The 15,521-nt window shown below is 45.0% G+C and carries 9 protein-coding genes; 1 reads left to right on the top strand and 8 read right to left on the bottom strand.

Annotated elements, in window-relative coordinates:
* The first annotated feature begins 90 nt into the window (after positions 1 to 90).
* A complete protein-coding gene (locus IQ276_RS23280) occupies positions 91 to 1,287 on the top strand; it encodes a DUF4159 domain-containing protein (protein WP_193923564.1) in 1,197 nt (398 codons plus the stop codon).
* A gap of 137 nt (positions 1,288 to 1,424) precedes the next feature.
* Here IQ276_RS23280 and IQ276_RS23275 read toward each other — a convergent pair whose 3' ends face one another.
* From IQ276_RS23275 to IQ276_RS23240, 8 genes are all read right to left on the bottom strand, one after another.
* Positions 1,425 to 2,084, bottom strand: a complete 660-nt coding sequence (locus tag IQ276_RS23275; RefSeq protein ID WP_193923560.1) for a pentapeptide repeat-containing protein — start codon at positions 2,082 to 2,084, stop codon at positions 1,425 to 1,427.
* A 326-nt stretch (positions 2,085 to 2,410) separates the two neighbouring features.
* Complete coding sequence (locus IQ276_RS23270) at positions 2,411 to 3,283, bottom strand: bile acid:sodium symporter family protein (RefSeq protein WP_235115898.1); 873 nt, start codon at positions 3,281 to 3,283, stop codon at positions 2,411 to 2,413.
* A gap of 228 nt (positions 3,284 to 3,511) precedes the next feature.
* Positions 3,512 to 5,851: an arylsulfatase gene (locus tag IQ276_RS23265; RefSeq protein ID WP_193915253.1), complete on the bottom strand. Its 2,340-nt coding sequence runs from the start codon at positions 5,849 to 5,851 to the stop codon at positions 3,512 to 3,514.
* A gap of 18 nt (positions 5,852 to 5,869) precedes the next feature.
* Positions 5,870 to 6,889: a formylglycine-generating enzyme family protein gene (locus IQ276_RS23260; protein ID WP_193915255.1), complete on the bottom strand. Its 1,020-nt coding sequence runs from the start codon at positions 6,887 to 6,889 to the stop codon at positions 5,870 to 5,872.
* A gap of 589 nt (positions 6,890 to 7,478) precedes the next feature.
* Positions 7,479 to 9,242: an ATP-binding protein gene (locus IQ276_RS23255; protein ID WP_193915270.1), complete on the bottom strand. Its 1,764-nt coding sequence runs from the start codon at positions 9,240 to 9,242 to the stop codon at positions 7,479 to 7,481.
* A gap of 565 nt (positions 9,243 to 9,807) precedes the next feature.
* Complete coding sequence (locus tag IQ276_RS23250; RefSeq protein WP_193915257.1) at positions 9,808 to 10,422, bottom strand: HEAT repeat domain-containing protein; 615 nt, start codon at positions 10,420 to 10,422, stop codon at positions 9,808 to 9,810.
* A gap of 62 nt (positions 10,423 to 10,484) precedes the next feature.
* Positions 10,485 to 12,527, bottom strand: a complete 2,043-nt coding sequence (locus IQ276_RS23245) for an eCIS core domain-containing protein (RefSeq protein ID WP_193915259.1) — start codon at positions 12,525 to 12,527, stop codon at positions 10,485 to 10,487.
* Positions 12,528 to 12,776: 249 nt separating this feature from the next.
* Positions 12,777 to 15,296: a hypothetical protein gene (locus IQ276_RS23240; RefSeq protein ID WP_228042946.1), complete on the bottom strand. Its 2,520-nt coding sequence runs from the start codon at positions 15,294 to 15,296 to the stop codon at positions 12,777 to 12,779.
* Positions 15,297 to 15,521: the final 225 nt, after the last annotated feature.

Raw genomic sequence — 15,521 nt, 5'->3', positions numbered from 1 at the left:
GAATAGCTAGCATTTTTTTAAATTACTATAACAAACTTATAATCCCAAAATCCTCAATCCAAAATCCAAAATCTAAAATCCAAAATTCCTATGTCCCACCCTTTCCCACCTCCACCAATTAAATCCTTTGAACGTCTGCAAGCCGCAGATGGATTACTAATTAATGCTGAACGCTGGCAGACAGCCCACAATTACCATCGTCTGCGGCAAAATGCCCAATATCAAAGTTTAAATCAACCAGGAATTGTCTGTGGTTTAGGTATTCGAGATATTGCTGCACCAAGCCAAGTAGAAGCCAGATATCGAGATGGACGATGGGTACAAATTCAACCTGGTATTGCCATTGATTTAGCAGGTAACTTAATTGTTGTACCCACCTCCTATGACTTTCCCATTGATATAGAAGTAGTAACCTCAGAACCAATCATGATCTACTTAGTAGTCAGCTATGTAGACCCTGATGAATTGCGGCGCACACAGCAAAGAGATATCGTCCAAGAAACTTATAGAATTGACCAAAGAAACTCCACACCAATCAGTTCAGAAATCGAAATATGCCGAATTCTCCTACAACCAGGACATACTGATATTACTCAACCTGCTGATGCTTTCTTTCCTGGATATAACAACATTGATTTGCGTTATCGTCGTCAAGCACAAATGCGTCCCCAAGCACTTGTAGCAATGGCACAGGCCAATCATAGTGACCCAGAATGTGCGCGTAATTTTTTCAGCCTTTCCTACTTATTACAAGCAGTAGAACCGTTATATCCCAGTTTGCGGGGAGCTGATGAACCAGGTCAGGTTTCTCTATCAGAAAATATCCAAGATTATGACCTACTTTATCTCACAGGTGGACAAGCCATATCTTTAAATAGTCTCGAATTTGAATCCCTAAAAAATTACTTAAATTTAGGTGGTGTACTTCTAGTTGATGCACCAGTCAATGCTAACGCTTTGATTGAAAGTACTCAAGCATTAGCACAACAGTTAGAGAGTCCTTTAAGACCTTTAGAAGAATTGCAACGGAGTCATCCTTTAAGAACAAAACCTTTCTTATTTGCCGGGTTACCAATGGTTAATCAACAGCAAATTAAACTGTTAATTGGAGGAGGAATTATTCTAGTAATTGGCGATTTAGCAACTGCTTGGGGATTGGCAGATTTAAATTTACCCCGATTAACCATTCGTACCGCTCAAGAACTCGGAATTAATATCCTTCACTATGCTTGGAAACGGCGACAATTAATCGGTTTGCAACAAGAAGATAATTCTGGACAGTGGTAATCAACTGATGCGCTTTGAAAATGCATAGTTCAACTCGCTATAAAGACGCTCTGATGCAGCGACAAAAAGGTGCAATTTTTTGTGGTGTAGCCTCTCGCAGAGAAGATAAAGGTAGTGGAACAACGCAAATGCAATGTTTATTCATCAACAGTTTTAACTACTACATTTGCATACCTTTGAAGAATATAAGCAGCTTGAAATGGATCTAAAATTGCACCTTTAAGCTGACTTATATTAATTTGCAAGCCTTCTATATTAGAACCTCGAAAATCTGTGTCTTTAAATTTAGCATTAGCAAGGATAACGTTATTCATTTGGCAATTTATAAATTTTACATTTGTTAGAAAAGTTTCTAAAAATGTAGAATCTTCAAGATTACAATTGTCAAAAATAACATTATCAAACTTACTAAAAGTAAACTGTGACAATTGACCCTGGCATCCTTTAAAAATAACATTTCTTAACCTAGACTTTATTGCTTTAAATCCCAGCAGTCTAGAGTTAATAAACTCAATTCTATTAAGTGAACCTTCTTCCCATTCAGTATTAGCCAAGTCACTTTTAGTAATTATAACATCTTGCAGAGAAAGCCTTTTAAAGTAAGTGTTTATAGTTTTAACATTATCAAAGTAGGCATACTGAAAATCTACTCCTTTAGTTCCCTCAATCTGGCAATTTGATAAATATAGATTTTCATAGCTCTCTGATTCATATAATTGGTTATCTGGTATCCCCTTATTCATTGTTTCAAGTGAAGGTAAAATAGGAGATTCAATAGCTCTATGTTTGCCAGACATATTTTTTCTGAAAAATATCTTATATTAAGATAATACTTTATAATGTTTCTAATCTTTCCTTCTCTAGGAGAGGCTACGCCAACAAGACACTCTGGAAAGTGTTGCAATGACCGAATTTTAGATTTTAAATTTTGGATAATGGAATTGAAGATTCAAAATTAAAAATTTAAAAAGGTCTCAAGCCCCCGAATTTAAACGCGAGAATAAATCTAAAATCCAAACATCGTAAATTCAATTACAAGTCCCTGACTTCAGGCATGGGGTAAATCTAAAATCTAAAATCTAAAATCCAAAATTGTATGACGGTTATTTGAACGGACATGATATCAAACTTCTACCTGTTCTCTCTCTGCATTAGTTGGCTGGTCTATTTCTATGAACTTCGGTCCAACAATGAGAACTGTAACCATCATTAATATACTCGTCACCATGATGATACTCACCACATTGGGATCTTCAAAATTGCTTGTACCCACTAATAATGCTGCGGCAAAATTGCGTTGAGCCGTTCCAACTCCCAGAACTCTTTGGGTATCAATACCAGGACCGCCTAAAAGATAACCTACGGTAAAAGAGAAGAGAATAAATACAGCACAAACAAAGATTGCACCTGTTTTTAATAAGCTGATAATATCGTTAGTATGGATCGCCAATCTGACTACTAAACCTAAAAGTAATCCAGCATTAGATAATTTAAACAAAATCGGCCTAATAGTGGGAGCGATCGCTGCAAATTTAGCTTTGATGAATAGCCCAATTACCAATGGGGTAACCATCATCAACAACAAGGGTTTGGCAATCTCCCAGGAGTTGATTTGCACGCCTTCTACCACTAACGGCAGCACAATCGGCATATAAACAATTGTCCCCAACATTAGCAACATCATTAACCCCACGGAAAAAGCTATATTGCCCTTGACTATATGAGCAAGTTTTGGTAGAGCTGGAGGACCTGATGCCACAGCCATAATCAGTAAACCATCTCTAAGTGGTTCACTGAGATGTACTACTTGCAGCAACAGATAGACAAAAAGCGGCACCAGTACAAAATTTGCCAGCAGAGACGATATCACGAGACGGCGATCGCGGAGTGGTTCCCAAATCTGTTGTACGGTTAAACCTAAACCGGCACCCAACATGGTGAAAACAATGAATGTGAAAAGCGCTAATTTGTCGGTTACTGCCAAAATTTCATTCATGATTTTAATGGGGAGTGGGGAGTGGGGAGTGGGGAGTGGGGATTGGGGATTGGGGATTGGGGAATGGGGATTGGGGGTTGGGTGTATGGGGCATTAGGAGTGTAGGAGGGGTGGGAAGAGTGGAAAGAGTGGAAAGCTTTTTTATAATCTCTCCACACTCCCTCAGTCCCCAGTCCCCAGTCCCCAGTCCCCAGTCCCCACTCCCCACTCCCTACTCCCCACTCCCCATTACTTCAACTCAAGGCTCACTTGCTGTAAGTTGCCGGTGAAGGTAAAGGGTACTTGGTAAGTGTCAACGACGGGAGTACCTGTGTCTTTACCGACATCAAAGGTTTCATCTAGGGCTAAACGATAAGCGATGGTTTTCTCGATTCGACCTTCGGCTACCTGTTGTTCGTTGATGAATAATTTCCCGGTTCCGCCTGCACCTACGCTGCCACCGTCATAATCAAAGTTGAACCGTAATGTAGATTTACCCGTGGGCAGTTTTTCGGGGGATTGAATGATGTAGCGAACAGCATTTGCATAGTTGTAGACATAGGTGGGTTTGCCATCCTCAAGGAAAAAACTCCAACCAGCAAAACGTCCGCCCTGAGTTAAGAGGATACCTTCTGCCCCAGTTTCGGGAATTTCTACATTAGCTGTGATGCTGAAGGATCTGTTTTTCAGGTTAGGGGCGCTACCTTCTGGGATGCCAAATACACCAGGATAATAAGTAAAGGTTGTGCGTCCGGCAGCGAGACTGGGGCGAATTTTGACATCAAAACGTTCTAGGGCGCGATCGTCTAATGGTAAAACTTGGTGGTTACGGGCTTCTTTGAAAAACAGCTTTTGCAGCTTTTCTAGCTTCTCTGGATTTTCCTGAGCTAGGTTGTTCGCTTCGCTGAAATCTTCTGCAATGTTGTACAGTTCCCACGGATCTGTATCAAAGTCACCTTTTACAGCACGTTCCCAAGGCAAACGACCATGACGAGCCGCCGCTACCCATCCGCGATCGTAAATGGCTCGGTTGCCCAACATCTCGAAGTACTGTGTTTCTCGATGGGAGGAAGCATCAGGATTGTCAAAGGTATAAACGAGGCTAGTACCTTCAATTGGTTGTTGCTTGACTCCATTCACTTCCTTGGGGGCAGTAATTCCGGTTACTTCTAAAATGGTGGGTGCAATATCAATTACATGATGAAATTGGCTGCGGATGCCACCTTGGTCTTTAATGCCCTCGCCCCAAGAAATTACCAAGGGGTTGCGAGTTCCACCAAAGTGAGAGGCTATTTGCTTTGTCCATTGGAAGGGAGTGTTGACTGCCCATGCCCAAGCGGTGGGAAAATGGTTGAATGTCTTGGGGCTACCCAAGTCATCATAGGAAGCAAGCAGTTGTGGCAGATTTTCGGGTACGCCGTTGAAGAATTTCAACTCGTTGACGGTACCTGTTAAACCGCCTTCTGCACTAGCACCGTTGTCTCCCACGACATAGATGACTAGGGTGTTGTCTAGTTCACCGAGTTGGTCAACTGCGCCAATTAACCGCCCGATTTCATAATCTGTGTGCGCTAAAAATCCGGCAAATACCTCGGCCATGTGGGCAGAAAGTTTCTTTTGATCTGCTGACAGGGAATCCCAAGCTGGCAATTCTTGGGGGCGGGGTGTCAGTTGGGCATTTGCAGGAATCACACCCAGTTGTTTTTGACGGGCAAAGATTTCTTCGCGTAATTTATCCCATCCTTGGTCAAATTTGCCCTTGTACTTGTCAATCCAAGCTTTGGGGGCGTGGTGGGGTGCATGGGTGGCTCCGGTGGCGAGATAGGTGAAAAAGGGTTTGTCAGGAGCAATGGATTGTTGGTTGCGAATCCAGGCGATCGCATGGTCTACTAAGTCAGGGGTGAGATGGTAATCAGGGTTATTGGCTGGTTTCTCAACCCGTTTAGTATTTTCTACCAAAGCAGGACTCCACTGATTAGTATCACCACCCAGGAAACCGTAAAAATACTCAAATCCTAATCCTGTAGGCCAGCGATCAAAAGGCCCGGCGGCGCTGGTTTCATAGTCTGGTGTGTTGTGCCATTTACCGAAAGCAGCCGTATTATAGCCATTTTGCCGCAGCACTTCGGCGACGGTGGCAGCACTCTTGGGCAAAATCGTTGTGTAGCCAGGATAACCTGTAGCCAATTCCTCAACTACCCCTGTATTCACTGAATGGTGATTGCGTCCAGTTAACAGTGCTGCCCTGGTGGGTGAGCAAAGGGCTGTGGTGTGGAATTGGTTGTAGCGTAATCCTCTTTCGGCGAGGCGAGTCAAGTTCGGGGTTTCCACCGGGCCGCCAAAGGTACCAGCTTGTCCGAAGCCAACATCATCTAGTATCACTAGCAGAACGTTGGGGGCTTCGGCTGGGGCGGTGATTGGTTGGGGAAAATCTGGTTTTGAGTCTTTGTAGGTGATGCCAATTTTGCCCTTGAATTCTGGTTGGGGAATGGGTAAAACTTTTGATGTGGCTGCTAAAGCAGGGCTAGTAACCGTCAATATGGTTATGAGGATGATTGATGTAAGCGATCGCCAAAGTAAATGCAACATAAACTAATTGGTAATTGTTTAGACTTGATTCAAGCTTCTAACTAAGCGAAATCCGATATGGGTAGTTCCAGTGTCAGGGGCTTGAGATTCTCGTGCAGCGGGGCGGAAGCGGCTGCAATAGTTGGTAGCACAGAGGTAAGAGCCTCCTTTGATGGCGTGTAGGACGTTTTCTGTGGGTTTGTTAGGGTCAAAGCTTCGTTCTGGCCCTGTGGGATTAACACTATGGTTTTTGTGGTTATGCCCTACCCCAAATAAATCTGAGGTCAATTCCCAGACATTACCTGCCATGTCGTAAAGACCATAACCGTTGGGTAGAAAGGAACCAACGGGGGCTACACCTACGTAACCATCGCTTTTGGTATTGAAAAAGGGAAAGATCCCTTGCCAGGTGTTGGCTTTTTTCTCAGAGTATCCATCGCCCCATGTATAAGTAGCACCCTCTAATCCACCACGGGCTGCGTATTCCCACTGGGCTTCACTGGGTAAGGATTTTCCTGCCCATTGAGCGTAGGCTACGGCATCTTCATAGGCGATATGAACAACTGGGTAGTTGTCTTTTCCAGCGATGCCTACGGCGGGCTGCGCCAACGCACTTTCCGCCCCAAAGGGATGCCGCCAATTCGCCCCAGTCCTCCAATGCCACCAACTCAGCAGCTTTGCTCCTGGTTCTGCCATCTCAAACACCAGAGAACCTGGTAATCTCTGCTCATCTGGTAAGTCGGGAAACTGTTCTTTGGGTAAAGGCCGTTCTGCAACTGTTACATACCCGGTTGCTTTGACAAATGCCGCAAACTGTGAATTTGTCACTTCATATTTATCGATACAAAAAGAACTAACTGTGACTTCAGTTGCCGATCGCTCTTCCACAAAACCAGAATTATCTGACCCCATTGTGAATGTGCCTGCTGGAATCATTACCATTTCTTGTGGACAGGGATTCAAGCTAGCGGCAAAGGTGGGGGGAATTATGAATAAAAGTGCGATCGCTACTCCCGTAGCAAACAATAATCTGAAAAAACTTTTCCCTAGCTTGGACATGCTAAAAAACACCCTCTTGGTTGGGCTAAGCCTACGCTTTTCATCAACAACATGGAAAATTAATAACAAGCTTTTAAAGCGCTTGGATCACGTGGTATTTACTACCAATCAAACACATCAAAATTAAAACTAACTTCTGCTCAAATAATTACTACTATACAAACCTTGTAAAGATTAATATCCTAATTCAAAACTGAGATAGATTGACCTTTATCAAAATAATTTAGTTAAAGGAGAACGTAGAATACATAACAAGAAAGTGGGGAATTTAGACCATCGCTGCCACTCGGATACTATAGCGATTTTCATTTGAATGAGGCACACAGTAGGGTAGCACAGTTGCGCTACCCTACGAATTGTCTCTACTCCACGCAATTGCAAACCGCTATAATTCATCCTCAATTCTGATTTCTGAGTTCTTTCTTAGCAAAATACTATATGTCGATATATTTACCGTATTTAATGACAATATTGATAAATTACCTCTTAGACAAAAATAAGTCAAGAGCTTCGTTGGATGCCATAATACTACTCGTGGGAGGTTAGAGTAATTGGACTTTTGTCAAGAAAGTGAGGGAAAAAGGGAAATTTAAGGCTGCTTGACTGCTCCAACAAAAACAGCGCCAAGGGAAGTGATTGTCCGAAGTAAATATTCTGGCTCGACAGGTTTTGAAAGATGTTTTTGAAAGCCTGCTGCGATCGCTTGTTGCTGGTTGATTTCTCCTGCATAGGCAGTCAGGGCGATCGCTGGAATTTGTCCACCTTGCTCCAATGGCAGGGAACGCACCTGCCGTATCAACATATACCCATCCATATCGGGCATCCCGATATCACTGAGTAAGATATCTGGAGTTGATTGCACTAATACTTGCAGTGCTTCATCTGCCGATGCAGCTAAAATCACAGTTGCGCCAGCTTGTTCCAACACAAAGCTGAGATAGTCGCAGGTATCTGCGTCATCATCCACAACCAGAATACAAAGGCCTGCAAGTGGTGAAGTGGCAAGCCCATGCGTTAAAGAATTGGGACTCGATTCGATATCTAATCTGGCGACCTTCATTAGTGGTATCCTGACAATAAAAGTTGCTCCCTGCCCAATGCCTGGACTTTGGGCTGTCACCCAGCCACCATGTAATTCTGTGAGATGGCGGACAATTGCCAAGCCTAGTCCTAATCCGCCAAATTTTCGGGTTGTGGCACCCTCTTCCTGACGGAAATGGTCAAATACATAAGGTAAAAAGTCGGCACTAATGCCCTTACCTGTGTCCCTGACCACAATCTGGGCATCAGATCCAACCTGTTCCAGTCGAACCTCTACCTGCCCGCCTTCGGGCGTAAATTTAATGGCATTAGTGAGCAAATTCCAGATAATTTGCTGAAGCCGGCCGGAATCTCCTGCAACCTTTCCAATCGCCTCATTAAGCACCGTTTGAATTTGAATTGACTTGGCTTGAGCGGCGAGACACACTGTTTCCATTGCTGACTGAATCGTTGTAGCCAAATCAACCTCGCCAATGTTGAGATTCAGTTTGCCTTGGAGAATCCGGGAGATATCAAGCAAATCTCCAATTAGTTGCGTTTGTAAGTTAGCATTGCGCTCGATTGTTGCTAAGGCGTGCTTCGTCTTTTGCTCGTCAAGGGTGCCAGATTGTAACAGCTTCGCCCAGCCCAGAATTGGATTAAGGGGCGATCGCAATTCATGGGACAACACCGCCAGAAACTCATCTTTGATGCGGTTAGCTGCTTCTGCCTGCTCACGGGCAACTTGTTCGCGTGCCAGCAGTTGTTCCCGTTCGGCTTCTGCCCGATGTCGCTCATCAATTTCTTGTTGTAATTGCTGGTTAACTTTCACCAGTTCAGCAGTTCGTGTTTGTACACGCTGCTCAAGTTCGTCTTGAAGTCCTCTGAGTTGATTCTCAACTCGCAGACGTTCCTCAATTTGCGCGTGTAATGCCTTGTTTGCTTGGGTTAGTTGAGCCGGGCTAGGTAGCGCCAGAGCTTGAGGAACCAGCGGTACAAGCTCTATAGCTGTAAATAATGAAATTATCGCAGTTCCAGCTTTGAGGATGCCAGATAGCCAATACGTAGGATACCACAGTGTCCATATCTCGGCAATGTGCGTTGTCCCACAGGAAATAATAAAAGTTGCAAATAACAAAAATATCCAGTAGAAAGGTAAGTCTTGTCGCTTGCGAACGAAGTAGAACAAGGTCAGAGGAATAGAATAATAAGCAAGCGCAATGATGGCATCAGAAATTAAATGCAACCAAACTAACCCTGGCTTCCACAGGTAGCAGTGACCATGAGGAATAAATGAGCCTGAGCTAAACAAATTAACTACAAAGTCGTGCATACCGATGAAAACTAGGCTGATAGGAAAAGTCAAAACTTTGATAACACTATAGGTTAGACAGCTAGATATGTAATCTAAGTGGGAATCATAACAACTAAATTATCCGGACATGATACTATACTGTTCTTGATGCTAGGGCTACGCATTGACAGGAAAAACCAAATTTGATTTGAAAAACCACGTCTGTCGTAAGGGCGCAGCATTGCTCACTGGTATCAAATTAACGCGTAATAGGCGGTTAGAAACCTCGTCTACACCAGGCTTTACCCACCGTTCTGGGTTTCAAACCCTTAATTTCACCAGAAAGAAAAAAGTACAAGCCCATAAATAAATTTAGGGGCTTGGTAAATTTTTGACTTTTGACTTCCCCGAACGCGAGTGCGTCTCGCTCCAGAAGGGGCTGACACCCACGAGCGTTGCTTTACCCCTACAGCACGGGTCTATTTGTGGTTACAGATTTAAATTTATATCCTGCTGGTAAAAGTTCTTAGGTTTTTATCCAGCCAATTACAGGAGCTTTAACTTTTCTGTGGTCAATGTAAATTGAACCTTAAAGCTACCCATCTCAAAGCTTTGTCAACCAAGCCTCCCATTGTTTGGCAGCTTTGTCGCGTTCTGCCTCTGGTGCTGCGGGATCGTAACTTCCCAAACTGTGCCACAACTGATTCCAGTCTTCCCCTTGGGGTAGCTTAGTCACCACAGCCTTAACAACTAAAAAAGCCCGTTCACGAGTCAAATCGTTGGGTGCTTGCAGCAGAGGAACTACCAAAGGTAGAACATCTTTACTGCCTTGCATTAAAGGATACATCGAAGCTGTATAGGGATTGTGCAGGATATCAGGATAATCATCAAGGGTGGCAACCAAAGCGCCCAATGACCGTTTATCACCTAATTTGTGTAAAGCAGTAGCAGCACGGGCACGCACTTCTGGATTACTGTCATGGGTGGCTTGGAACAAAGCATCGGCACTGGTAGGATCGGCAATTTCCCCCAGTCCTTCGGCCGCCAGCCGACGGGTGCGGGGGTTGGAATGTGTCAAGGCTTCCAACAAAACAGGAGTTGCTTTTTTGCCTAAGCGGATTAATTCAGCCAAAGCCAAACCACTAGTGTCTTGATCTGTGGAGTAAAGCCGTGTTTTGATTTGCTCCATCGGTGTAGCGGTAGCATCTTGATTATTCATGTATAAATTTCCTCCAATGAGCAGTATCAAAACTGTCACAAATATTCCTGCTGCTCTGCGCTTCACGGTGTCGCCCCTCCGCCCCCTGCTGCTGGTGCTGCTGCTGGCTCATGTTTAAAGCTCAAAACCACCCGACGATTACCGCGACGATTTGCTTCTGCATCTTGGTTAGTAGTAGCATCAGGAGTAAAGTCTTCAGTTGCTCCAGAGCCGATAGTTACAGCACTAATCTGAGCTTCAGGTACACCCTTAGCACGTAGGGCATCTCCGACTGCACTGGCTCTGCGTAAAGACAGATCTAGGTTGTGTTGAGAAGCACCACCGCGCCTATCAGCGAAGCCTTCGGGAGTGACTTGTACATCAGGGAACCGCCCTAGATAATCCAAGAATGTATCAATCTTAGCTGTTTCGGTGGCACTCAATACATCGCTGTCGAAATCAAAGTAAAAAATAACTGGCTCATGTACGTAGAAATCTCGATGTTTCTCCAGAGCCGCATCGAAAGTGGCTGATTGTCCCTCTTGTACTGATGCGTTTTCATTCTGAACCACCCCAGAGCGGATCTCGAAGTTCCAATGAAGGGCACCGTAAGTTGTCATGGTATCTTCGCCCTTGGCCACTGTCTCGAAATCAAAGTTCAGATCAGTGTTCGCTGGGTTGACTGTCGGGTATCCAGGTGCATCAGTTAGTTCTGCTGCTTTGATATCGCCGGGGTCATTGGAGCGTTTGTAACCGATAATCGCTCCTTGTGCGCCACCGGAAGAAGGTCGTGAAAGTCCGGGGGTGGCGGGATTGGGTTGAGCGGGATTGGGATTCGCTGGATCGCTACTGGTATCAAAGGGATATTGGGGTGGCAAAGCGCTGCCAGCTGGGGCATCAGTTCCTGCACCACCGTGGGCTGGTGCATCATTGTGCAGTACATCAGTGAAATATCCGCCCTCAACTCCCGTGGTGGCATCAGCGGTGGTGCGTAGACTAGCACCACGAGCAGCAGGTAAAGACTGGGGTTCGATATTTGCGCCGCCTGCATCTGTCAGACGCACAATCTGAATCAGTCCAATTTGGTTAGAGTAGGGAGCGGTGACTGAGGGTTCAAACGCAATCCTGATGGGTAAGTTCGATCCACCAGTCGTGGCATCCACTTTAAACAAACCGTTAGTCACGTTGTATGTAGGGTCAATTGCCCGTTGAATTAATTTTCTCTGGGCTGCACCCGTCTGCTGTACCACATGAGTCAATTCATGGGCAGTTAAAGCGTCATTACCTGGTGACTTACCTGCACCAAAGAAAATATTTTGCTTGTGGGTAAATGCTTGAGCATTCAAATCCCGATTCATTTGAATTGCTTCACTGCCTGTATGTACCCGCACTTGACTAAAATCAGTACCAAAACGGGGTTCCATAAAGGAGCGCACGTCATTCGGTAAAGGGCTACCTCCATTTTCACTACTGTTTAGCCGACTTTCAAAATTGTCTCCACCTTGGAAGCCCGTATCTGTAGCGAGTTGTGGCGATGCCTCTTCTTGTGAAGTCTTCCTTTGGATAGATGTATGTAGAGGTTTAGTTTGTAATTCCTCTTCTTCATCTTCATCTTCTTCTTCTAGCATTGCCTCGCGCTGCACCAGTGGAGTGATAGCAGCTGCTGAAGGCTTGGCTTGCACTTCCTCTTGAGTGTGTGCATCCTGTAAACCGATGTTACCCTGGTTGATCTTTGGCTCAGGTATCGCCATTCGCATAATCTGGTCAGCAACTCTATTGGCTTCCTGCTCATATTGGTCATCTGGTTCGCCAACGGTGAGTTTTGCTTGTGGGCGATGCAAGGAGATGCGACTAATGTCGTGAGTAAGGGGTGATTGTTTGACGGCTTCTGGTTTAGCTTGCAATAATTGCTCTTGGCCAGACTGGGTTTGTTGAAGGTCGGGTGAGGCCTCAGTTAATATTTGGGGCGCAGCAGTATTTATTTGTGAACCAAAGCTCGGTATTGGGTTCGCCAGTGTGGGAATATTTGGCGAGGCAAGGGAAGAATTCGTCAAATGTGATGCGGTTGATTTTTTTTGTTGCAGCGTGCGTAGCCGCTTAGGGGCTTGTCGATAGACATCGCTCATTTTACCCTTCCTCCATCAATACCTGAGCTAGGGCATATTATTTTAGACACATCATAGCAATTTGTTTTATTGCGATCGCCATAAACTTAAGTGTAAATTATTCTAACTATGTCGGGAGCAAAAATGGGTTTCACCGTTTTCTGGCATTGGCTTTTGATGAGTCTTTTTTGATAAAAACAGCGATCGCACTGACAAAATCCAAACAAGCGATTGCTGTATATCAATAAGTTCATTTATGTGTAGTTAGTTTCACCAGGGACTCGGTGCATCAGGATGATAAAGAAGACGTGAATCCGCGGGCAAACCATAATCTTCTAAGGTAGCCGTATGAGTATCATTCCAGAGCATATGTCGAGCATCATCACCTTCTGGTACCCCTGTTCTAAATCCTAGCCTTCTATACCTAACATATTCACGTAGCTCATGTGTGTAATAGCGCAGATCTACAGCTGTTGCTTCCATCTCACCAGAGGCTATCCTCCTTAATCTATCAATCATAAATTGATTCGGTCTGGACGCTGCCGGAAACTCAGGGTCATGAAACCTACTAGTATGACCTTCAACTACATCCACTCCTCTGTGGGTGACGCGCACATTTTGATAATTGAGTTCTCGTATTTCACCACCTGCTGCACTAGGGTTGAAAGGACGACCACTGTATTGACCAATTTCATCACCAAAACCTGCGGGTCCCTGACCACCAGTTATCCTTGTTCGCTGCACAACACGGAGTCCATCAGCAGTACGCTCATACATGATGGCTTCGCCTTCCCGGGCAATCATCATAATATTTGGATTGCCTTCCACAGTCGCAACAACAGTACCATCTGCTTCGTAGCTGAGGATAAACTGGCCTTGTCGCACTGTTCTTGGACCCAATGTAGCTGCTTCACCGCTACTAAAAACTGCTGCTGCACCTTCAGATATTGCCTCTGAGGCATTCATCTCAGCTAGCGCGCCTCCTTCCATTATTCTTGCGCCAGCCCCAATACCACGAAGAGATCCCATTCCCATCATCAATGGTCCAGTCACAATACTGATGAAACCACCGAACATCATGGAGCCACCACTCTGCTGCTGTTCGCGGGAATAAACATCATCAGCACCTGTTGCCAAATTATACGCATACCCCTGATCGAAACTTTCCATACCGCTGGCAATTGCATGAGCGCCAAGTCCGACTTCCAGGGCTGCAAGACCAGCAATCCCAATTGCAGTCGATGGCGGGAAAATCGTCAGTAAAAGAAGTCCAAGGGTTGCAACGCCAACAATGATGGCTTCCAAAAGGTTTTGATCTTGTTCTGCATCGATTTCAGCCTGGATGACTTCCCGAACTGCTGGCGATGCAATAGGTAATAGCTCTTGCAAGATGGGGGCAAATTCCAGGTACTCGCGATCGCCATTGGCAATCATTGTCATCAACTCTAGATAATCAGATTGGCGCTGATCGATTTGAGCCAAGATGGCTTGACGAACCGCCTCAATGTTCTCCGAGTCCCAGGCAATAGCACTATCTGTCCAGACCTGATATCCTTCGGGTCCTAATGCTTGGATAATTGCGCGATAGGATTCTGTAATAGCATTAATCTGCTCCATCTGGTCTTGTTGAGGAGCCTGTTGCAAATCAAAGTTAGGCGTATCTTCGTGTTCTCTAGATGAACTCTGTGATCTTGTAGCTGTCGTCTCACCATCTCTGGCTGTCAAGCTTTCACCAGAGGTTTGTGCTAACCACTGTCTAATTGCCTCTTCTTCTGAAGCATCTGCGGACTGAGGACTCGGCAAGCTTGGCATTGAATAATCCGCAAGCCACGGTTCTAGGTATTGCCGATCGCTACTTTCAACGCCAGTTAATCTATCTGCTACTGGCTGCCAATCAGGACCAGTTTGCATCAAAGACGGAGTTTCATTTTCAAGGCGGGTTGCCCATTGTTCTGCATGGCAACCAGTACAAGCGGTGTAGCGACCTTCGGTTTGATGGAGCCGTGTTTCACGACGAATTGGGTTTCGCTCTGTAAGATACTGCTCTAGAGCTGATTGACCAAAACCATCGCGTCGTTCGACGGTTTCTTGTAGTTGTGCAACCTGAATGGCTAGCTGCTGCTGTCGGTCAAGCTGTAGTTCTTCAACAACGTTGCGCCATTGTGCTAAATTAACCCGGTTAGATGCCAATCTAGCTCTAGCTGTTGTGAGTACTAGTCGTTTAAATGATGCAACCTGTGCTTCTGTATCTGAGTTATCATCACTGCCAGTGGTGTAATTAGCTTCTGGAGCAACACTCATTGATGCATCTGCACTTGTCATATCTGCTGATGAACTTTCCCTTGGTGTGTCCATCATTTCCTCAGGACAGCTTTGATCCACACCACATTGTCTTTGAATTTGGCATTCAGCATCACTTAGCTGCAACTGTTCCCCAGAATCAGGCATCGACATGACTTGATTTGCCATCATCTCGGCTTGTTGTTCGTATTTGTCGTCTGGTTGACCAACTGTGAGTTTTGCCTGGGGACGACGCAAGGGTATGCGACTAATGTCGTGAGTCAGGGGCTTTTCTTTGATCGCTTCTGGTTCCAAGGATTGCTCATCAGCAGACTGGGCTTCTTGAAGGTCTGGTACTACTTCAGTTACTGTTTGGGGCACAGTAGTATTTATTTGTGAACCAAAGCTGCGTATTGGGTTCGCCAGTGTAAGAATATTTCGCGAGACAAGCGAAGGATTCGTAAAATTTGATGCAGTTGATTTCTTACGTTGAGACGTGCGATCACTCATCTCACCCTTCCTCCATACCTGAGCTAGGGCATATTATTTAAGACACATCATAGCAATTTGTTTGGTTGCGATCGCCATTAACTTAACGATTTGAGACTGATTAATTAGGGCATGGGATATGGGGCAAAACAGTTGTCAGTTCCGAGTAAATAAGTGCGGTTTCCCACTCCTAACTCCTCACTCCCAACTCCCACTCCCAAGACTAGAATTAGAATTGACGTGACG

Origin of the sequence: Desmonostoc muscorum LEGE 12446 (assembly GCF_015207005.2) — a bacterium.
GTDB classification, from domain to species: Bacteria; Cyanobacteriota; Cyanobacteriia; order Cyanobacteriales; family Nostocaceae; genus Nostoc; species Nostoc muscorum.
Note: the sequence above shows the minus strand (reverse complement) of the source record. Positions and strands in the feature narration are given on the sequence as shown.

Coding starts and splice junctions, on each gene's coding strand:
- IQ276_RS23250 (WP_193915257.1), bottom strand. CDS start 10,422: ATGAATAATCAAGATGCTACCGCTACACCGATGGAGCAAATCAAAACA.
- IQ276_RS23265 (WP_193915253.1), bottom strand. CDS start 5,851: ATGTTGCATTTACTTTGGCGATCGCTTACATCAATCATCCTCATAACC.
- IQ276_RS23245 (WP_193915259.1), bottom strand. CDS start 12,527: ATGAGCGATGTCTATCGACAAGCCCCTAAGCGGCTACGCACGCTGCAA.
- IQ276_RS23280 (WP_193923564.1), top strand. CDS start 91: ATGTCCCACCCTTTCCCACCTCCACCAATTAAATCCTTTGAACGTCTG.
- IQ276_RS23255 (WP_193915270.1), bottom strand. CDS start 9,242: ATGCACGACTTTGTAGTTAATTTGTTTAGCTCAGGCTCATTTATTCCT.
- IQ276_RS23270 (WP_235115898.1), bottom strand. CDS start 3,283: ATGAATGAAATTTTGGCAGTAACCGACAAATTAGCGCTTTTCACATTC.
- IQ276_RS23275 (WP_193923560.1), bottom strand. CDS start 2,084: ATGTCTGGCAAACATAGAGCTATTGAATCTCCTATTTTACCTTCACTT.
- IQ276_RS23260 (WP_193915255.1), bottom strand. CDS start 6,889: ATGTCCAAGCTAGGGAAAAGTTTTTTCAGATTATTGTTTGCTACGGGA.
- IQ276_RS23240 (WP_228042946.1), bottom strand. CDS start 15,296: ATGAGTGATCGCACGTCTCAACGTAAGAAATCAACTGCATCAAATTTT.